Here is an 18,850-nt window from a genome sequence, read left to right on the forward strand (position 1 = left end):
ACGTCACCCCGCGGCCTCGAGCCGGGCGTTCACCATCGCCATGAGCTCGTCGCGCCCGCCCGTGCCCAGCGCTCCCCCGAGTGCTGCGGCGAGCCGGTCGAACGGGTCCTCGACGTCGAGCGCGCCGAGCCGGTCGGCGAGTTCCGGCACCGTCCACGGCCCGTCCCGCTCCACGCCGGTGCCGTGCGACCAGCCGCGGTCGACCGTGATCGACCCACCCCGCACCGACAGGGTCTGCCCGGTCAGCGGGCAGTCCGGCGACAGCAGGTAGGCGACCAGCGGTGCGACGACGCCGGGGTCCCGCGGATCGAACCGGCCGCCGTCGGGTAGCTGGTCCATGCCCGGCACCGGGAGCGTCAGCCGGGTCCGGACCATGGACGGGCTGATGCAGTTCACCCGCACCCCGAGCCTGGCCAGCTCGACGGCGTGCACAGCGGTCAGGGCTGCGACGCCGGCGTTGGCGGCGGCGTAGCTCGACTGCAGCGGCAGCGGGTTGGCCAGGCCCGACCCGGATGCGGTGTTGACGATCGCGCGGTCGGCGCGGAACCCGGCGGCCGCCCGCTCGCGCCAGTGCACGGCCGCCCAGTGGCTCACCCCGAGCGTCCCCTTCAGCTTGACGTCGACCACGGCGTCGACGTCACGCTCGGTCAGATGCTCCAGGCCCCGGCTGATCTCGACCGCCGCATTGTTGACCACGCCGTGCAGGTCGCCGAACGCATCGACGGCCGTCGCGACCATCCGCCGCGCGTCCTCCCGGTCCGCGACGCTGCCGGTGTCGGCGACGGCCCGGCCGCCGGCGGCGACGATCTCGTCCACCACGGAGCGGGCCACGCTCGCGTCGCCACCCGATCCGTCGGTCCCGACACCCGGGTCGTTGACGACGACGTTCGCTCCCGCCGCCGCGAGGTACATCGCCTCAGCTCGTCCGATGCCGCGGCCGGCACCGGTGACGAGCACTGTCCGCCGGTACGCCTCGTCCACGCTCCACTCCTTCATTCCATGTACTAATACACCTACTGCAGGTAGATACCAACTGCAATACTTCACGGCATGACAGAGGAGATGGGCCGGCGGGAACGAAAGAAGCTGGCCACCCGCCGTGCGCTGGTCGACGCAGCGGTGGAGCTGTTCACCGAGCAGGGCTTCGACGGGACGACCGTCGCGCAGATCGCCGAGCGGGCCGACGTCAGCACCCGCACGTTCTTCCTGCACTTTCCGACCAAGGAGGACGTGCTCGCCGGCGAGGGCGACGCCCGGGTGGAGCTGGGTCTGCGCGCCATCGCCGAACAGGTTCCCGGTGAGGGGCCCGACGAGGCGTTCGCGCGGGCGATGCGCACGATGATCGACGACAGCCGGCCCGAGGAGTCGGAGCTCGGACGCCTGCGGAACCGGATCGCCCAGGAGGCACCGACCGTCCGGACGAACATCCTGCGCCGTCGCCACGAGGCCGAGGAGCTGTTCGCCGACGCGCTGCACGAACGGTTCCGCGACGAGCTCGACGAGCTCGGCGCGAAGGCCACCGTCGCCGCCGTCATGGCCGCCACCTATGCCGCGGCGATCACCTCGATCAACCACGGCGCCTCGCAGGCAGCACTGCAGGATGCGATGCACCGAGCAATCGAGATCGGCATGTGGGGGCGCCGTCGCGACCGGTGACACCTCACGCGGGTCGCCGTTACCGGCCGGGTAATTGAGCCCCCGCCGGGTCGGCCCCCAACCTCGCCAGGGTGCGAACCATCGAGAACACCCCATCGGAGCGCGACCCGGCCGGCGACGTACTGGCCGGGGGCCGGGTCGTGCTCGGAACCCTGGGCTTGATCGCGCCCCGTGCGCTGACCCGGCTGCTCGGCCTCGACCCCAGCCCGGAGATCACCTACCTGACGCGGATCCTCGCCGGCCGCGCGATCGCGCTCGGCGCCGGATACCTCACCGAGCCCGCCGTGCAGCGGCGCCGCTGGCAGCGGCTCGGGCTCTTCGTCGACATCACCGACACGCTGGCCGCCGTGACCCACCTGCACCGTCGGGACCTGCCGCGCCCGGCGGTACTCGCGCTGGCCGGACTCACCGGTGGCTATGCCCTCACCGGCGTGCTGAGCCTGCTGGCCGGACGTCGGAGCTGACCGGACACCGGAGCTGACCGCCGTCACCCGGCTTCGGCGGCCCGCCGGAGCCCGTCGGCCTCGAGCTCCACGTAGCGGCGGGTACGCCGGCCGAGCGGCGCCCGCACGACCGGCGCGAGCACACCCCGTTGCTCGATGCCGAGCCGCAGCCGGGTGACGCCGCCGGGCCCGGGCCGTAGCGAGTGGGTCCCGGTCGTGGCCACGCCGGCCGCCGACGCGGTCCATGTCAGCTCCCGCTCCGGGACGAGCTCGGTCACCGTCCAGATCATCGGCCGCAGGCTCGGCTGGGCGATCCACACCCGGCACCCGGGAGCCAGGCCGTCATCGAGCAGCCGGACCTCGCGCACGGATTCGGTCCACCGGGGCCAGTCCCGCGGATCGGTGAGCACCGCCCACAGCCGGTCGATGCCCGCGTGCACCTCACGTTCGACGGTCAGCTCCATCGCACCCTCCTCGGACCTGTACCGAATGGTACAGCACCCCGTACCATCTGGTACATGTCCGATCCGAGCCGAACTCCCCAGGAGCAACTGCTGCACGCCGCGGTCGAGCACTTCGCCGAGCACGGGGTGGCGGACCGCAGCCTGCGGGCGATCGCGACGGCACTCGGCACCAGCCACCGCATGCTGATCTATCACTTCGGTTCCCGCGAGGGCCTGCTCGTCGAGGTCGTGGCCGCGGTGGAGGCAGGCCAGCGGGAGACCCTCGCCGCGCTCGTCGCGGAGCCCGACGCCGACCCGTCCGACGTCGTCACCAGGTTCTGGTCGACGGTGACGGCGGCCGCGCACCGCTACGGCCCACTGTTCTTCGAGCTCTCGGCGCACGCCATGCAGGGCCGGCCACATGCCGTCCGGCTGCGGGAGACGCTGGTGGATCCCTGGCTCGAACCGCTCGCCGACGTCTTCGAACGTGCCGGGACGGACCGGGCGACCGCCCGCGTCCGCGCCCGGCTCGGCCTCGGTGTGGCTCGTGGCCTGCTGCACGACGCCCTGGTCACCGGCGACACGGCCGGAGCCGACGCCGCGATGGCGAGCTTCGTCGACCTGGTCCTGCCGTCAAAAAAAGACACTCGCTAAACAACTACATGTCATGCACCATTGCACTCAGTGGCGCGGGATCGCGCGCGCCGCTGAGAACCGAGTACCCACGACACGCGGAGGCGGCATGAGCATCGACCGCATCGATCTTCCGACCGGGGAGGCGCTCACCGTGCTGCGCACCGGCGTGAGCACCGGCGGCGCCGCGTTCGAGATCGAGGCCACCCTCCCGCCCGGCCTGGCCGGCCCGCCCGCACACCGGCACCGGTTCGAGTCCGAGACGTTCACCGTGCTCGACGGCGAGCTCCGCGTCCGCGTCGGCCGGGAGCGCCGCCTGCTCGGGCCGGGCGAGATGGTGACGGTGCCACCCGGTGTCGTGCACGCCTTCGCCAACCCGACCGACCATCCGGTCCGGATCCGCACCTGTGAGACCCCGGCCGGCCCGCTGGAGGAACAGTTCCGCGCGCTCGCCGACGCGGGCCGGATCCCGCCGCTGCGCCGGCTCGCGCGGATCAACGTCGCGCACGACCTCAGCTTCGTGCTGCACGGTGTGCCGGAGGCCCTGCAGCGTCCACTGTGGCGGATTCTCGCCGCGTTGCCCGAACCGTCCGGAAAGGACACCCAGTGACCACTCACCCGTCAGACCGGCGAGCCCTTGCTCGGCGCGCTCCCGTCCACACTGCACTGCCCGGTAACCGAGGCGCTGCGGCGCCGGGGGCGGCGATGCCGGTATGACCGGCGTCGTCGTCGCCGGAGCGGGGCCGACCGGGCTCGCGCTCGCCTGCGGCCTGGCCGCTGCGGGGACCCCGGTGCGGGTGCTGGACCGAGCCGACGGCCCGGCCGTCACTTCCCGGGCGAACATCCTGCACGCCCGCGGGGCCGAGGTGCTCGCCCGCCTCGACGCCCTCGGCGACCTGCGGGAACAGGCCGTGGCACCGGTCGGCATCCGGATGCACGTGCGCGGCAGGCACCTCACGACGATGACCTTCGCCCCCGACGAACGGGAGACCGTGCAGGCCCTGTTCGTGTCCCAGGCCGCGGTCGAACAGCGGCTGCGCGATCGACTCGCCGAGCTGGGCGTCGACGTCGAATGGGGGCACGGCGTCGAGCACCTGGAGCAGGACGCCGACGGGGTCACCGTCCGGACGACCGGCGGCGGCGAGCTGCGGGCGTCCTGGCTGGTGGGCTGCGACGGCGCACACAGCCGCGTCCGGACGCTCGCCGGGATCGGTTTCCCCGGCGTCCCCGTCGTCGAACGCTTCCTGCTCGCCGACGTGCACGCCGACGGCGTCGCCGACCGGGAACACTCCGCGGGCTGGTACCACCGCGACGGCATCCTGATGGCGATGCCCATGCCGGACCCGTCCGGGAACCTCTGGCGGCTGATGGCGAACGTCCCGGACGACGGCAGACAGCTGTCCGGCGAGGAGATCGTGGGGGCGTTCACCGAGCTGTTGCCGGTCCGGGCGGAGATCGCCGGGGCCCGCATCCGGGACACCGTGTGGACCTCGGTGTTCCGGATCCACCGGCGCCTGGCGGACGACTACCGCAGCGGCCGGGTGCTGCTCGCCGGCGACGCCGCGCACGTTCACTCGCCCTTCGGCGGGCAGGGGATGAACACCGGCATCGGCGATGCCGAGAACCTCGCCTGGAAGCTCTCACTCGTCGTCCGCGGGGCGGCCGGTGCGAAGCTGCTCGACACCTACACCGCGGAGCGCCGGCCGGCAGCAGCGGAGGTGCTGCGCCGGACCACGACCAACACCCGCGCACTCGTCGCCGAGGGCGCCGTCTCCCGGCTGCTGCGCGATCACGTGCTGGTCCGCATCCTGAACCTTCCCGTGGTGCAGCGGCAGGCGACCCGCGCCGCGTCCCAGCTGCGGTTGAGCTACCGGCGGGGGCCGCTGGGCGGGCGGGTACGGGTACCGCTGGGCGCACGCGGCCGGGCACCGCGCCCCGGCGACCGGGTCCGCGATCGCCCGGTCCGGCTGCCCGACGGCACGGCAGGCACGCTGACCGGCGAGCTCGGGCCGCGCTGGGTGCTGGTGACCGGAGGCGCCGGCGACCGGCTCGCCGCGACCGCCGCGGCTGCCCTGCCCGGGCAGGTCACAACGGTGACCGACCCCGAGCGGGCGGATGACGACGCCCTGCTCGTCCGGCCGGACGGCCACCTGCTGTGGCGCGGCACCGACCCGGACCTGCTCGCGGACCGGCTCGCCGTCCTCCTGCCGGCCGGGACGGGATCGTCCCCGACCCACCGGGCGTGAGGCCCCCGCCGGGCGGGGCTCACACCGGCGCGGGCTCCCCCTTCTTCATCGCGGCCCGGTACGGATCGGGCGACAGCGCCGCCGCCACGATGGTGATCAGGACCATCGCCGACATGTAGAGCGCGATCATGTTGTAGCCACCCGTGGCGTTCAGCAGCGCCGTGGCGATCACCGGGGCGAGGCCGCCGGCGAACACGCTGGCGCCCTGCGCGCCGATCGACGCCCCGCTGTAGCGCACCTCGGGTTCGAACAGCTCGGAGAAGTACGCCGGCTGCGGCGCGTAGACCGCCGAGTTGCCGATGTTCACCGCGACCACGGTGGCCAGCACGATCAGCGGGAGCGAGCGGGTGTCGAGCGCCCAGAAGTACGGCCAGCTCATCGCGAGCAGCACGAACGAGCCCCACAGCACGGTCCGGCGGCGGCCCCAGCGGTCGCAGGCCCAGCCGTAGAACGGGATGCTCACCAGCCCGATCGCCGAGGAGATGATCACCGCGAGCAGCAGCTCACCGCGTGCCATCCCGAGCATCACGGTGCCGTAGGTCAGCACGAAGGTGGTGTGGATGTAGAAGGTGCTGTTCTCGGCGAACCGCAGGCCCGCGGCGCGCAGCACGTTCTTCGGCTGCTTGCGCAGCACCGCGAGCACCGGCTGGCGTTCGATCCGGCCGGCCGCCCTCGCCGCCTCGAACACCGGCGACTCGTGGATCCGCAGCCGGATCACGATGCCGAACACGACCAGCACGATCGACGCCAGGAAGGGCACCCGCCAGCCCCAGGACAGGAACGCGGCCTCGGACATGCCGACCGACATCACCAGCAGCGACAGGTTCGCGACGAGCATCCCGGCCGGCACGCCCATCTGCGGGAAGCTGCCGAAGAAGCCGCGCCGGTGCGGCGGGGCGAACTCCACCGCCATCAGCGCGGCCGCACCCCACTCGCCACCGAGGCCGATGCCCTGGATGATCCGCAGCACGACCAGCAGGATCGGCGCGAAGATGCCGATCGTCTCGTAGGTGGGCAGCAGGCCGACGGCGAACGTGCCGCCCCCCATCAACACCACCGACAGCACGAGCATCGACTTGCGCCCGACCCGGTCACCGAAGTGCGCGAAGATCACTCCGCCGAACGGCCGCGCCACGAACCCGACGCCGAACGTCGAGAGCGCGAGCAGCGTGCCGGTCAGCGGGTCGGCCGTGGGGAAGAACAGCTTTCCGAACACGAGCGCGGCGGCCGCGCCGTAGACGAAGAAGTCGAACCACTCGATCGACGTGCCGATCAGCGTCGCGACGGCGACCCGGCGGGTCTCCCTCGGCGTCGGCGCCGGCGTCGTCGGGGCGGGATGCGTCATTGGACCCTCCGCGACTTCCGCGATGCGGAATCAACGTTCAGATGTGGGCCGCACCATACGTTCCGGAGAGCAACGTTGCCAGGCGAAGCGATCGCTCGGTTGCACCGAAAGGGCGAGCCGATCACGCCGAACGGCACGCAGCGTGATGACGTCCGGGCATGCAGCCTCCGAGCGAACAGGACCCGGCGTTCGTTCGCGATCGACCGCCTCCGGTCGGCCGCCCCGCCGTCGGTGTCCTATCCGGTGTCCTCGAAGTTCGCGACCCGCACGCCACGGACCTGGCCGGTGTCGTCGGTGGTGACGACGGGGCCGGAGCGTCGGCGGGGTCGGCGTCCGGCGTCGATCCAGCCCGGCGGGATGAACTCGGGCAGCCCGTCACGGATCTGCACGGTCCACCCGGAGTAATGGATCAGCCGATGATGCGTCCGGCAGAGCATCACCAGGTTCTCGAGCTTGGTCTCGCCGTCGTGCTCCCAGGCGAGAACATGGTGGATCTCGCACCAGGACGGGGGCCGGTCACATCCGGGGTGGGCGCAGCCTTGGTCGCGGGCGGTGACCGCGCGGCGCAGGCCGTCGGGGATGGTGCGGGTGGCGCGTCCGACGTCGAGGGGTTGTCCGGCGCCGTCGAGCACGATCGGGATGACCGCGGCGTCACAGGCCAGCATCCGCAGTGCTTCGGGCGACAGTTGCCCCCCGAAGTCCGGCATCGCCGCCCGGGCGCGCTGTTCGAGGTCCTCCAGGCGCACCAGGACGTTGAGTTGGGGGCGGCGCCCACCGGTGTCGGGCACCAACGAGGTGGGCCCGTGCGACAGGGCGAACCCGCACACCTCGGCGAGGGCTTCGGCGGCGCGTTCGGCCGGGGTGCGGGTCTCGTCGGCGCTGCGCGGGCAGCTCTTGGCGTCGAGCACGGTGGCGATCGCGTCGAACAGGGCGGCGTCGTCGAACCGGCCGGTCAGCTTGCCGCCGGGCCGGTTGCGGTGGCGTACCAGGCGCAGTTCGTTGATCTGTGGCTCGGGACCGTCGTTGTCGTCGGGTTCGGGGCCGTCCTGGTCGAGGGCCTCGATCAGTTGGGTGCCCCAGGTGTGCAGCTCGGTGGGGGTGTGGTCGAGGGCCTGTTCGGCGAGCTTCTCCTCCGCAGTCGCCCAGGTGGCCGGGTCCAGCCGCGCCGCGGCGCGTGATCCGAGTACGGAGGCGATGACCTCGGTGTGGCGCAGGCTGATCTCGCCGCCGGCGAACACGGTCGCGGTCGCGGGCAGGACCGGTGGCAGCACGGTGGCGTCGAGGCCGGTGCGGGTGATGACGTGCTGCGCGGCGATGGTGTGGCGGCGGGCCTGGCCGCGTTCCCAGCGCAGCAGGTCGGCCAGAGCGGTGGTGCTGGAGCGGTAGCCGCGGTCGGTGAACACCCCGCGGCGCTCCACCGCGGCCAGGGTGTCGACCGCGACGTGGTCGAGGCGTCGTGTGGTGGCCTCGCAGGCGCGCAGGCCGTCGAGCAGGTCGTCGTCGCCGGCGCCGGCCAGCGCCGCGCGCAGCTGTTCGACGGCCTCGGTGAGGCGGTCGGTCGCGGCGGCGACGTCGGTGGACATGTCTCCAGTTATCCGAACTGGTGTTCGAGCATGGGGTATTCGTCGCAGGTCAGCGACCGTTTGGCGACGGCCCGGGCGGTCGTGCGGGTCTCGTATCACCGACGCGCACCGGGTCGTCCACACGACCGTCGAGGACGGGTCCGGAACGCCGCACCCGCTACCGCAGCTGAGTGCTCGGCAGCGCATCGCCGGCGAGCAGCGGCGACGGCGCGAACTCGTGCTCCGCCCACAGCCGGCGCGAGACCTCCTCGGGGTAGGCGGCCACCGCGGGCGGAGCGTCGACCAGCCAGGTCGCGCGGCCGTCGTCGTCCCAGGCAGGCCAGCCCGGGTCGCCGTGACGGGCGAACGCCGTCCACGCCCGCTGCATCGCCGTCGACACCGCACGCACGGTGCCGGGCGGTTCCTCGCCGAGCAGCTGCGTGATCATCGGTCCGCCGTCGAAGTTGCCGAACACCAGCGGGACGTCCAGGGCGTGGCAGGCGCCCAGCGCGCCGCCGGCCGCGGGTGCGGCCATGGTCAGCTCGTAGACGTGCGCCCGGCCGCCGCCGCGCACGTGTTCCTCGGCCAGTCGCAGGCTCGGCATCCGGAACAGCCAGTCCGACTTCACCCGCTCGAACAGCTCGGACGGCCCGGCAGCGGGGAAGGCGGCGCGGAAGGCGGCGGGATCGGGCGCGAGCGCCCGCACCGTCGTCTCGGCCAGCTCCTCGGGGACGGCGCCGAGCATCCCGGCCATCGCGACGAACAGCCGGAACTCGTCCCGGTTGTGCCCGGCGATCAGCTCGACCCCGCGGCCGGCCCCGGCCCGCAGCGCCCGCCACGGCGTCGTCGGGAGGATCTCGCCGTCGACGACCGGCGAGTACGGCGTCGGGTTGTGCGCGACCGGGCCCCAGGTGCCGACCCACTCGCGCATCCGGGTCGCGGTGGTGTCGCCGGCGGCGGCCAGCGCGTCGGGCTCGACCGCGGCCAGCGACTCCCGGTCCGGGCTGCGGCCCAGGTCGGCGGCGACCCGCGCGGTGAAGTCGGCAGCCAGCTGCGGTGTGAAGAAGGTGCCGGGCACGCTCTGCGTGATCGCGCGGCCGAACAATCCCGCCGACGCCGGCATCGCGAGCAGCGCGGCGATCGCGCCGGCGCCCGCGGACTCGCCGAACACGGTGACCCGCCCGGGATCGCCGCCGAACGCAGTGATCGACTCCTGTACCCAGCGCAGCGCGGCGAGGTCGTCGAGCAGGCCGCGGTTGTCCGGGGCGCCCTCGATGCGGGCGAAGCCCTCCATCCCGACCCGGTGGTGGAAGGTCACGACGACCACGTCACCGGCGCGGGCCAGCCGGCCGCCGTCGTAACCGGGGTCGCCGGGGTCGCCCGCCCGGTAGGCACCGCCGTGGATCCAGACCATGACCGGTAGGCCGGCTCCGGGGTCCGGCCGCGGGGTCCAGACGTCGAGGGTGAGCCATCCGCGGCCGTCGTCCGGGCGCGACGGCGGCACGACCGGACCCATCGGCGACTGCGGCACGGCCGGACCGGACTGCCCCGCGTCGAGGATCCCGCTCCACTCCCGGGGCGGCACGGGCGCAGCGAACCGGAGGTCACCGACCGGAGGTGCGGCGAACGGGATCCCGCGGAACACCGCGGTACCGGACTCGGTCCGGCCGCGAACGGATCCGGCCGGGGTGTGCACGTGCGGGTCGGGCATCGATGACCTCTCCTCGTCGGGCTCGCGGGCCGAACCTCGTCGCACGCGCTCCGGGTGTCAACGGTGCGGGGACCGCGCACCGGGTGCAGCCGCTGCGAGGTCGCTCGGCGGGGTGCGATGCGCCGGATCGGCCGCGCCGGGGACGCCGGTTCAGAGGGCGGATGCGCGCAGCTCGTTCACCGCCACCCGGGCGGCCGCCCCGATCGCGGCGTCCGCCCGCGGCACGTTCGCGTCGCTGCGGGCGGCGTGCGTGAACACCGCGACGGCGACCGGGTGCTCGCCCGGGAAGGTCACGACCCCGACCTCGTTGCGGACCGCGCCGACCGTCCCGGTCTTCCCGGCGACGCTCGCCGCAGCCGGGAACCCCGCCCGTAGCCGGTGCGGCCAGACCTGGGCGGACAGCACCCGGCGGGCGAACTCCGTCCCGGCGGCCGACGTCAGCTCGCCGCGCCACAGCAACCCGAGCAGGCGGGTGGCGTCGGCGGCGGTCGTGGACGACCCGAAGACCGGGCTCAGTGCCCGGACCTGGGCCGGCACGTCGTTGTCGGCGAGGACCGCGAACGCCGCCGCCACGTCGTCGGTACCGGTGTCGGCGACGAGATCGGCGAAGACGTCCGCGGTCCCGCCCCTGACCCGGGTGCCGTCCAGGCCCAGCTCGGCGGGCAGCGCAGCGACCCGGTCCCGCCCCACCCGGGTGTGCACGACGTCCGCGGCGGCGTTGTCCGACACGGTGATCATCGACGTGGCCAGGTCCCGCCAGCTCATCGTCACCGGGTCCGCGAGCGCGGAGATCCCGGTCCCGCCCGGCGTACGCCCGGGTGGGACGACGACCGGCTCCCGCGGATCGATGCCGCCGTCGTCGACCTCGCGGCAGAACGCCACGAGCACCAGGAGCTTGTAGACCGAGGCCATGACGACCGGCACGTCGGCACCGACCGCGACCTCCACCGGGCCGGGCCCGTCCGTCGTGACCGGGCGCGCGTGCAGCCAGCCGCGGACCCCGGCGTCCCGGAACACCGCGCGGACCTCGTCGGCCGCGCTCATCCCGCGTCCCCGGCCCCTCGCAACACGGTGACCAATGCTTCGACGACGCCGTCCGGGGTGTCGTCGCGGTGCACCACCCGCACCCGGAACGGCACCGGCTCACCGGCCGCGGCACGCCGGGCCACCCCGTCCGCGGCCAGCTCCGGGTCCGGGGTGAGCAGGAAGGCCACACCGGTGGCGACGAGCGCGAGTGCCTCGGCCGGGGTCGCTGCGGCAGCGGCCCGCGCCGGGCGCCCACGCGTCTCCAGGCTGTCGAGCAGCAGGTCGTGCGCAGCCGGGGCGTGCGCGCGGGGTGCCGTCGCGACCTCCAGGCCCCGCAATGCGCGCAACGCGACCGGGCCCATCCACGCCGCCGCAGGGTGCTCGTCCGGCAGCAGGATCTCGGTCGGCAGCGCGACGACCGGGCCCGCCCGGGCCGACCCCAGCACCGCCGGATGCGCGACGACGGCGGCGTCCAGCGTGCCGGCGGACACCGCGTCCACCAGCGTGACCGTGGTTCCGACGGTCAGCGCCGCCCGGCGGCCCGCGGCGGCGCCGGCCCGTGCGGCCAGTCCGGCGCAGGACCGGGGGCCGAGCTCCGGGACGACACCGACCCGCAGCACCTGGGCCGCCTCGGCGTGCCGGTGGGCGGCGCGGTCGAACGCGTCGGCGTCCTCGAGCAGCGCGCGGGCCCGGGGCAGCAGGTCGCGGCCCGCCGGCGTCAGGCTCACCCCGCCGGGTCCGCGGTCGAACAGCCCGACGCCGAGCCGGGCCTCCAGCCGCCGCACCCCCTGGGAGAGCGGCGGCTGCGCCATGTCCAGCCGGAGCGCGGCCCGGCCGAAGTGCCGTTCCTCGGCGACCGTGACGAAGAACGCGAGGTGGCGGAGCAGGTTCACCGGTCGTCGTCACCTCGTTCCATACTCAACTGATATCAGCCACGCCGTACGAGCATATTCGCGATATCGAAAGCGGTCTGGTGCGGTGGCCGGCATGAACTTCTCCCGCCGCTCCCTGTTGCTCGCCGGTGCCGCCGGCCTCGGTGGCGCACTCCTCGGCTGTTCCGCCCCGGCACCGGCCGCTCCGGCCGCGGTGGCCGCACCGGCCCCCGGCACGCCGGCAGGACCACGCCCGATCCCGGCGATGTCCGACGTGGAACGCGAGTTCGGCCGCCGGATCGGCGTGCACGCCCTCGACACCGGAACCGGGGCCGCCGCCGGGCACCGCGACGGCGAGCGCTTCCTGATGTGCTCGGTGACGAAGGCCCTCATGGCCGGGTTCGTGTTGCACCGCTCGGTGGGCGACCCCGCGCTGCTCGACCGCAACCTGCGCTGGGACCCGTCCGAGGTGCTGGAGTACGCGCCGGTCACCTCCCGGCACACCGGCACCGGTCTGACGGTCGCGCAGCTGTGCGAGGCGGCCGTGACCGTCTCCGACAACACCGCGCACAACGTGCTGCTGCGCGAGGTCGGCTCGCCCGCCGATCTGACGGCGTGGCTGCGCACCACGGGCGACGACGTGACCCGCGCCGACCGGACCGAACCCGCGCTCAACGACGTCGACGGCGACCGGGACACGAGCACCCCGGCGGCACTCGCCGCCACGCTGGGCAGGCTCACCACCGGCGACGCGCTCCCACCGGCCCAGCGCGACCGTCTCGTCGGCTGGCTGCGCGCGAACACCACCGGCGACGGGCAGATCCGCGCCGGGGTGCCCGCCGGCTGGCAGGTCGGGGACAAGACCGGCAGCGGACCGCTCGGCGAGAAGAACGACGCCGGGATCCTGTTCCCGCCGGACGGGGCGCCGATCGCGCTGACGATCCTCACGGTGCCGTCCGGCCCGGAGGACGAGCGCGGCGCGGAGGCCGTCGCCGCCGCCACCCGGACGGCACTGGCGGCGCTGCGCGCCTGAGCTGCGGGTCTGAGCTGCGGGGCCGAACTGGGGGCTCGAGCTGCGGAGGCCGTCAGATCGCCGCCAGTACGGCCCGCAGGATGGCGACCTGGCCCAGCGGGCTGGGGTGCAGACCGTCGTCCTCCCAGAAGCCGGGCCGGACCGGCAGCCGGCTCAGGTCGATCGCCTCCGGGTCGACGTCACGGACGATCGCGACGAGCTCGGCCAGGTCGCCGCCGTCCCACCACTCCCCGGTCAGTTCCCGGGAGAGCCCGACCCGGGACGGGTCGACCGGCGGCGGGACGACGAACCGCACCCGCGCGCCGGCGTCGGTCTCCAGCAGCAGTCGCAGCGCCCGCAGGTTCCGCGCGGTCTCCGTCGCCGACACCATCCGGACCCCGGTCGTCGCACCCTCCCGGCGGACGTCGTTGGTCCCGAGCAGCACCAGCACCCGGGTGGGGACCCGCGACACCAGCACCGGGCCGAGCGCGAGCGCCTCGGAGCTGGTCCGGCCGGACAGCGCGAGGACCTCGACCGACGCCTCCGGCTCGACCATCGGCACCAGCTCGGCCAGCAACCGGGCCCAGCTGAGCCGGTCCGCGGAGATCGAGTCACCGACGACGGCCACCCGCTCCCCCGGCCGCAGCGCCATCCGGTGCAGCCCGGCCGCGACCGGGCGTTCGGTGAGCAGAGCGCCTGCAGCGGCCCGCACCCGGCCCGACAGCTCGGCACGCACCCCGGAGACGGCCGACGGGTCCAGCCCCGCGGTGGCGGCGAGCAGCCGGTCGATCTCCTCCTCCTGCACGCCGAACGCGGCGAACGCCGGCCACGCGGTGAGATCGGCGAACCGGATCAGCCGGGTCATCAGGTCGCTGTCCACGCATACCTCCACATCGCACGGCCGGCCCGAGCATGCCCGGCCGGGCACCGCGGCGACCCGCCCGGGGTACCGGGCTCAGCCGATGGTCCGGCCCAGCCCCACCCAGTACGGCGCCCGCAGCTCGCGCTTGAGGATCTTCCCGCTCGGGTTGCGCGGCAACGCGTCCACCACGTCCACCGAGCGCGGCCGCGTGTACCCGGCGACCAGCGGGCGGAGCCAGTCGAGCAGCGCGTCCGGGTCGATCGTGGCGCCCGGCCGCGGCACGACCACGGCCTTCACCGCCTCACCCCAGCGCTCGTCCGGCACGCCGATCACCGCCACGTCGGCGACGTCCGGGTGCTCGGACAGCACGCTCTCGACCTCGATCGGGTACACGTTCTCGGCACCGGTGACGATCATGTCCTTGATCCGGTCGGTGAGGAACAGGTAGCCGTCGGCGTCCAGGTAGCCCGCGTCGCCGGTGCGCAGCCGGGCGTCGTCGCCGAGTGCGGCCGCGGCCTCCTCGGGCCGGCGCCAGTACCCGGCGGTGACCTGGTCCGAGCGGATCCGCACCTCGCCGACCTCGCCGGAGGGCAGTTCGTCACCGGTCGCCGGGTCGACGACCGTGAGCTCCACCCACGGGTACGCGCGTCCCGCCGAACGCATCAGATGCGCCCGCGGGCCGTCCGGGTCGTGGTCGTCCGGGTGGAGCTGGGTGATCGCGCCGGTCGTCTCGGTCGCGCCGTAGACCTGGAACAACGGTGCGCGGAACGTCTCGACGACGTTGCGCAGCGCGCCGGCCGTGATCGGCGAGGCGCCGTAGGCGATCGAGCGCAGCGCCGACCAGTCCCGCTGCGCCGCGCCGGGCACGGCGACGAGCATCTGCAGCACCGCCGGCACGAGGAACGCGTTCGTGACCCGCTCGCCGGACATCGTGTCCAGCAACGCGTCCGGCACGATGTCGGCGACCAGGACCACCCGGGCGCCCGCGGCCAGGCAGACCAGCGCGTAGCCGACCCCGCCGATGTGGAACAGCGGCATCGCGACCAGCGCCGTCGAGTCGGTGTCGATCGACCAGTGGTCGGCGGCGAGCAGCAGCGCGGAGAACTGCCGGTGCGCCAGCAGCACGCCCTTGGGCAGCCCGGTGGTGCCCGAGGTGTAGAGCTGCAGCACCGGGTCGTCGACGGTCGATCCGTCCGGGACCGACGACGGCAGCGGCGTGGCCGGAGCGTCCCGCCAGGCCTCGTAGTCCTCCCCGACCACGAGCACGCGCCGGTCCCCCAGCGCGGGCCGCAGCGCCGCGAAGTCCGGGCCGAGCACGACGAGGCCGGCGCCGGCGTCGTCGACGAGGGCGAGCAGGTCGGCCTCGGTGAGCCGGGTGTTCAGCGGCACCGACACCGCGCCGATCCGCGGTGCGCCGAAGAGCAGCTCCAGGAACTCCGGGCGGTTCTTCCCGACCCAGACCACGCGCGCCCCGGCACCGAGACCGAGTTCCGCGAGTGCGGCCCCGGCCAGGCCGGCCCGCCGGTCCAGCTCGCGGTAGGTGAGCGCCGCGCTCCCGAACGAGACGGCGGTCAGGTCCGGGTGCGTGCTCGCGTGCTCCCGGAGGATGTCGGTCAGCCGGAAGTCCGTCGCCACAGTGCTCTGAGCTGCCACTACGCGCTCCTTCGGTCGTCGTCGACGTGCGCTCACCAGAAACCGTATATGATAGTGGCCATGTCGTCGCCGGACCGTGTGCTCGGCCCCGTGGCCCTCCCGGGGCCTGCGCCCCAGCTCCCCGACCGGATCGCGCTCGTCCTGCGGGACCGGATCCTGTCCGGCGAACTGCGTCCGGGCACGTTCCTGCGGATGGATCGGATCGCCGCCGAGCTGGGAGTGAGCCACACCCCGGTGCGCGAGGCGCTGCAGTCGCTGCGAGCCGAGGACATGGTCCACGCCGTCCCCCGTCGCGGCTTCGTGGTCGCGGAGCTGACCCGGGACGACGTGGCCGATCTCTTCGAGGTCCAGGCCGACCTGACCGGCAGGCTCGCCGCCCGGGCCGCCTGCCGGATGTCCCCCGCCGACCTCGACGACCTGCGCACGCTGGCCGGCCGCGTGCGCGATCTCGCCGGGAGCACCCCGGAGGACGCCGTCCCGGCCGAGCTCGAACCGCTGGTCTCGGCCGAGCACCGGCTGCACGCCGAGATCAACCGGGTGGCGTCGTCGCGCAAGCTCGCCTGGCTGGTGGGGCGGTCGGCCCACTACCTGCCGGCGCACTTCTACACCGGCTCGCCCGCCTGGCGGGCGGGTGCGCTCCGCTCGCACACCGAACTGCTCGACGCGCTCGGCGCGGCCGATCCGGAGGCCGCGCGATCGGCGATGCGCCGGCACGTGCTCGACGGCCGGGACCTGCTCCTGGCCCATCTGGACGCGATCGGCATGTGGTCCGGCCCCCCGACCTGAACAGCACCGGCCCGAGAAGCACCGACCTGAGAAGCACCGACCCGAGGAGGTACGGATGCCCGTGACCCTGACCGAGGACCAGGCCGACCTGGCCCGCGCGATCGGCGAGTTCTGCCACCGCGAGATCGGTTCGAAACAACGCCGCGACGAGCTCACCGAGAACGGCACGAACCCGCACTCGGACGAGATCTACCGCAAGATGGCCGAGCTGGGCTGGCTCGGCATCGCCGTCCCGGAGGAGTACGGCGGCGCCGGCAGCGGCATGCGTGAGCTGCTGGTCTTCCTCGAGGAGACGTCCTACGGCCAGGCGCCGATCTCCGGCTTCGCCACCACGATCATCACCGCTGCGGCGATCGAGAAGTTCGGCACCGAGGAGCAGAAGCGGGAGCTGCTCGGCGGGGTGTGCCGCGGTGACGTGCTGTCGATCTCGATGTCCGAGCCCGAGGCCGGGTCCGACGTGGGCGGGCTGAAGTGCCGCGCCACGAAGACCGACACCGGCTGGCGGATCGACGGCCAGAAGACGTGGTGTTCGAACGCGCACATCGCGTCGCACATCCTGCTGGTCGCCCGGACCTCGACCGAGGGCGGCAAGCACGACGGGCTGACCATGTTCGTCGTGCCCGCCGACGCGGCCGGGCTGAGCATCCACGGCATCGACACGATGGGCGGCAAGGAGGTCAACGACCTCTACTTCGACGGTTGCGAGCTGCCCGCGGACGCCGTGGTCGGCACCGAGGGCCAGGGCTGGAAGCAGCTGATGGCCGGGCTCAACCTGGAACGGATGATCCTCGCCGGGCTGATGCTCGGGTTGTCGCGCCGCGCGTTCGACGACACCGTCGCCTACGTGAAGGAGCGCACGCAGTTCGGTCGCCCGGTCGGCAGCTTCCAGGCCATGCGGCACCGGGTCGCCGACAACGCCACCGAGCTGGCCGCGACGAGCCTGCTGGTCCACGACACCGCGCGGGTGATCGACGAGGCCGAGCCGGGCGCGCTGTTCCCGCGCGAGGCGTCGATGGCGAAGCTGAAGGCGACCGAGCTGGCCAAGCACCTGTCGCTGGAGGGCATGCAGATGCTCGGCGGGTACGGCTACGCCACCGAGTACGGCATGGAGCGGCTGCTCCGGCAGAGCGTGGTGTCCACCGTCTACGGCGGCACCAGTGAGATCCAGCGCGACATCATCGGCAAGACCTACGGCCTCTGAACCGGGTCAGCGCGCCCCGGCGCAGGCCCGCTCGCTCCGCGGCGCGGGAACGGCGGCGGCCCGCAGGGCCACGGCGGTCGGCACGGTGGCCGGTGCCCGGCCACCGCCGTCGCCGTCCGTGGCCGGGGCGGCGGCGTCCGAGTGCCGGGCGGCCCGCCGGATGTGCGCGGGAACGGTGCTGCTCCGGCGCGGCAACAGCATCGGCGGGACCGCACCACCGTTGCGCCGGACCTCGCGGGCCTGTCGCAGGTACTCCCGGCCGCCCCGGGCCAGCCGGGCGGCGCGCTGCCGGGGCGATGCGTCCGGCATCGCCGCGCCGGCGCCTGCCTCGCGTTCGGAGATGTGGCGCAGCCGGGTGAGCGCGGCGGGCAGCCTGCGCAGCGCCACCGACCGGCCCTGCGGAGACAGCGCAACCTTGGTCAGGAAGCTGCCGAGCCCGACCGCGTAGCCCTCGAGCTGGGCGGCGAGCGCATCGTGGTCGGGACGGTGGTGATGCCACAGGTACGCGCCCGGGGCGTAACCCAGGACGTGGCCGGCCAGCACCATCCGCACCAGGAACTCGCAGTCCTCGCCGCCGTGCGTCGGCGTTCCGGGGCCCATGGCCTCGTCGAACCCGCCGACCGAGCGTGCAGCGGTGGCGCGCACCGCGAGGTTCGCGCCGATGCCGAACAGTCCGGGTGCGAACGGGAAGACGGGCGAGTCGGCCGGGGGCCGGTCGAGCGAGAACCGGCGGGCGACGAAACCCTTGTTCCAGGCCAGCGCGACGTCAGCGGCCCGCTCCTCCGGGCTGCCCAGGCGTGCGGCGAGCACGGGCCCGGACACGCACGCCAGCTCCGGGTCGGCGGCGAACGCGCCGGCGATGCGCGTGGCCCAGCCGGAGTCGACCTCGGTGTCGTCGTCGGTGAAGGCGACGATCTCGGTGCGCGCCTCGGCGAGCCCGCGGTTGCGCCCGATCGAGGCGCCCCGGCGGGCTTCCCGCACGTAGCGGATCCGCGGCGAGTCCAGCGCGGCGACGGCGAGTTCGGTGCGCTCGTCGTCCGGCTCGTTGTCGACGACGACGACCGACAGCGCCGGGTGGTCGGACGCCAGCACCGCACGCAGGCAGCGGGCGAGGGACTCGGGGCGGTTCCGGGTCGCGATGACGACGGTGACCGGATCGGCCGCCACCGGTGCCTGCTCGACCTGCTCGACCGGCCCCAGCGGTGCGACGGCCGCCGCGACGTCCGCGGCGGACGCTCGCCCGTCCCGCAGCGGCACCGTGACCTGTCCCTGCGGCGTGCCACCCACTGTGATCAGCAGGCGGGCGGCACCGAAACGCTGGTCGACCCTCAGGTCGTCGGCGGGCACGAGCCGGTCCAGCTCTCCCACCCAGGTCGGTTCGTCCGGGTTCGTCGCCATG

The 18,850-nt window shown here is 74.0% G+C and carries 18 protein-coding genes; 8 read left to right on the top strand and 10 right to left on the bottom strand.

Annotated elements, in window-relative coordinates; translation table 11 throughout:
* Positions 1-3: 3 nt before the first annotated feature.
* On the bottom strand, positions 4-981 hold the full coding sequence (locus JOF36_RS33630; RefSeq protein WP_210034750.1) for an SDR family NAD(P)-dependent oxidoreductase: 978 nt from the start codon (positions 979-981) through the stop codon (positions 4-6).
* A 69-nt stretch (positions 982-1,050) separates the two neighbouring features.
* On the opposite strand from JOF36_RS33630, the gene JOF36_RS33635 reads away from it, so the two are divergent.
* Entirely contained in the window at positions 1,051-1,656 is a 606-nt protein-coding gene (locus JOF36_RS33635) for a TetR/AcrR family transcriptional regulator (protein WP_210034751.1), read from the top strand.
* 71 nt (positions 1,657-1,727) lie between these two features.
* Positions 1,728-2,120, top strand: a complete 393-nt coding sequence (locus JOF36_RS33640) for a hypothetical protein (RefSeq protein WP_210034752.1) — start codon at positions 1,728-1,730, stop codon at positions 2,118-2,120.
* Positions 2,121-2,143: 23 nt separating this feature from the next.
* On the opposite strand, the gene JOF36_RS33645 is transcribed toward JOF36_RS33640, so the two are convergent.
* Positions 2,144-2,563, bottom strand: a complete 420-nt coding sequence (locus JOF36_RS33645; RefSeq protein WP_210034753.1) for an SRPBCC family protein — start codon at positions 2,561-2,563, stop codon at positions 2,144-2,146.
* Positions 2,564-2,617: 54 nt separating this feature from the next.
* Between JOF36_RS33645 and JOF36_RS33650 the strand changes: the two genes are divergently transcribed.
* The 3 genes from JOF36_RS33650 (at position 2,618) to JOF36_RS33660 (ending at position 5,421) form a co-directional block, all read left to right on the top strand.
* Positions 2,618-3,196: a TetR/AcrR family transcriptional regulator gene (locus JOF36_RS33650; protein WP_210034757.1), complete on the top strand. Its 579-nt coding sequence runs from the start codon at positions 2,618-2,620 to the stop codon at positions 3,194-3,196.
* A gap of 88 nt (positions 3,197-3,284) precedes the next feature.
* Positions 3,285-3,785, top strand: coding sequence for a cupin domain-containing protein (locus JOF36_RS33655; protein WP_210034759.1), 501 nt, complete (start codon positions 3,285-3,287; stop codon positions 3,783-3,785).
* A 103-nt stretch (positions 3,786-3,888) separates the two neighbouring features.
* Positions 3,889-5,421 (top strand): FAD-dependent monooxygenase, encoded by a 1,533-nt coding sequence (locus tag JOF36_RS33660; RefSeq protein ID WP_210034760.1) that lies wholly within the window; start codon positions 3,889-3,891, stop codon positions 5,419-5,421.
* A gap of 19 nt (positions 5,422-5,440) precedes the next feature.
* Here the strand turns inward: JOF36_RS33660 and JOF36_RS33665 are convergent, their stop codons facing one another.
* The 5 genes from JOF36_RS33665 to JOF36_RS33685 all read right to left on the bottom strand — a co-directional run bounded on the left by JOF36_RS33665 (position 5,441) and on the right by JOF36_RS33685 (position 11,958).
* Positions 5,441-6,766, bottom strand: coding sequence for an MFS transporter (locus JOF36_RS33665; RefSeq protein WP_210034761.1), 1,326 nt, complete (start codon positions 6,764-6,766; stop codon positions 5,441-5,443).
* A gap of 236 nt (positions 6,767-7,002) precedes the next feature.
* A complete protein-coding gene (locus tag JOF36_RS33670; protein ID WP_210034762.1) occupies positions 7,003-8,349 on the bottom strand; it encodes an HNH endonuclease signature motif containing protein in 1,347 nt (448 codons plus the stop codon).
* Positions 8,350-8,506: 157 nt separating this feature from the next.
* The gene (locus tag JOF36_RS33675; protein ID WP_210034763.1) at positions 8,507-10,039 is read right to left on the bottom strand and encodes a carboxylesterase/lipase family protein; all 1,533 of its coding nucleotides are present in this window, start codon (positions 10,037-10,039) and stop codon (positions 8,507-8,509) included.
* Positions 10,040-10,189: 150 nt separating this feature from the next.
* Complete coding sequence (locus tag JOF36_RS33680; protein WP_210034764.1) at positions 10,190-11,083, bottom strand: serine hydrolase; 894 nt, start codon at positions 11,081-11,083, stop codon at positions 10,190-10,192.
* Positions 11,080-11,958 (bottom strand): LysR family transcriptional regulator, encoded by an 879-nt coding sequence (locus JOF36_RS33685; RefSeq protein ID WP_210034765.1) that lies wholly within the window; start codon positions 11,956-11,958, stop codon positions 11,080-11,082. Before JOF36_RS33685 ends, JOF36_RS33680 begins: the two co-directional genes overlap by 4 nt.
* A gap of 94 nt (positions 11,959-12,052) precedes the next feature.
* On the opposite strand from JOF36_RS33685, the gene bla reads away from it, so the two are divergent.
* On the top strand, positions 12,053-12,970 hold the full coding sequence (gene bla / locus JOF36_RS33690) for a class A beta-lactamase (RefSeq protein ID WP_210034767.1): 918 nt from the start codon (positions 12,053-12,055) through the stop codon (positions 12,968-12,970).
* A gap of 52 nt (positions 12,971-13,022) precedes the next feature.
* Here bla and JOF36_RS33695 read toward each other — a convergent pair whose 3' ends face one another.
* Positions 13,023-13,829 carry an SGNH/GDSL hydrolase family protein gene (locus JOF36_RS33695; protein WP_210034769.1) on the bottom strand — a complete coding sequence of 269 codons (807 nt, stop codon included), beginning with the start codon at positions 13,827-13,829 and terminating at the stop codon, positions 13,023-13,025.
* A gap of 75 nt (positions 13,830-13,904) precedes the next feature.
* Entirely contained in the window at positions 13,905-15,464 is a 1,560-nt protein-coding gene (locus tag JOF36_RS33700) for a long-chain-fatty-acid--CoA ligase (protein ID WP_210034771.1), read from the bottom strand.
* Positions 15,465-15,524: 60 nt separating this feature from the next.
* On the opposite strand from JOF36_RS33700, the gene JOF36_RS33705 reads away from it, so the two are divergent.
* A complete protein-coding gene (locus tag JOF36_RS33705) occupies positions 15,525-16,250 on the top strand; it encodes a GntR family transcriptional regulator (protein ID WP_210034772.1) in 726 nt (241 codons plus the stop codon).
* A 55-nt stretch (positions 16,251-16,305) separates the two neighbouring features.
* Positions 16,306-17,451, top strand: coding sequence for an acyl-CoA dehydrogenase family protein (locus JOF36_RS33710; RefSeq protein ID WP_210034774.1), 1,146 nt, complete (start codon positions 16,306-16,308; stop codon positions 17,449-17,451).
* A 6-nt stretch (positions 17,452-17,457) separates the two neighbouring features.
* On the opposite strand, the gene JOF36_RS33715 is transcribed toward JOF36_RS33710, so the two are convergent.
* Positions 17,458-18,849 carry a glycosyltransferase family 2 protein gene (locus tag JOF36_RS33715; protein WP_210034776.1) on the bottom strand — a complete coding sequence of 464 codons (1,392 nt, stop codon included), beginning with the start codon at positions 18,847-18,849 and terminating at the stop codon, positions 17,458-17,460.
* Position 18,850 lies beyond the last annotated feature (1 nt).

Origin of the sequence: Pseudonocardia parietis (genome assembly GCF_017876315.1) — a bacterium.
In the GTDB taxonomy this organism is placed as follows: domain Bacteria; phylum Actinomycetota; class Actinomycetes; order Mycobacteriales; family Pseudonocardiaceae; genus Pseudonocardia; species Pseudonocardia parietis.

Coding starts and splice junctions, on each gene's coding strand:
- JOF36_RS33650 (WP_210034757.1), top strand. CDS start 2,618: ATGTCCGATCCGAGCCGAACTCCCCAGGAGCAACTGCTGCACGCCGCG.
- JOF36_RS33715 (WP_210034776.1), bottom strand. CDS start 18,849: ATGGCGACGAACCCGGACGAACCGACCTGGGTGGGAGAGCTGGACCGG.
- bla (WP_210034767.1), top strand. CDS start 12,053: ATGAACTTCTCCCGCCGCTCCCTGTTGCTCGCCGGTGCCGCCGGCCTC.
- JOF36_RS33670 (WP_210034762.1), bottom strand. CDS start 8,349: ATGTCCACCGACGTCGCCGCCGCGACCGACCGCCTCACCGAGGCCGTC.
- JOF36_RS33655 (WP_210034759.1), top strand. CDS start 3,285: ATGAGCATCGACCGCATCGATCTTCCGACCGGGGAGGCGCTCACCGTG.
- JOF36_RS33660 (WP_210034760.1), top strand. CDS start 3,889: ATGACCGGCGTCGTCGTCGCCGGAGCGGGGCCGACCGGGCTCGCGCTC.
- JOF36_RS33645 (WP_210034753.1), bottom strand. CDS start 2,563: ATGGAGCTGACCGTCGAACGTGAGGTGCACGCGGGCATCGACCGGCTG.
- JOF36_RS33635 (WP_210034751.1), top strand. CDS start 1,051: ATGACAGAGGAGATGGGCCGGCGGGAACGAAAGAAGCTGGCCACCCGC.
- JOF36_RS33705 (WP_210034772.1), top strand. CDS start 15,525: ATGTCGTCGCCGGACCGTGTGCTCGGCCCCGTGGCCCTCCCGGGGCCT.
- JOF36_RS33710 (WP_210034774.1), top strand. CDS start 16,306: ATGCCCGTGACCCTGACCGAGGACCAGGCCGACCTGGCCCGCGCGATC.
- JOF36_RS33675 (WP_210034763.1), bottom strand. CDS start 10,039: ATGCCCGACCCGCACGTGCACACCCCGGCCGGATCCGTTCGCGGCCGG.
- JOF36_RS33680 (WP_210034764.1), bottom strand. CDS start 11,083: ATGAGCGCGGCCGACGAGGTCCGCGCGGTGTTCCGGGACGCCGGGGTC.
- JOF36_RS33665 (WP_210034761.1), bottom strand. CDS start 6,766: ATGACGCATCCCGCCCCGACGACGCCGGCGCCGACGCCGAGGGAGACC.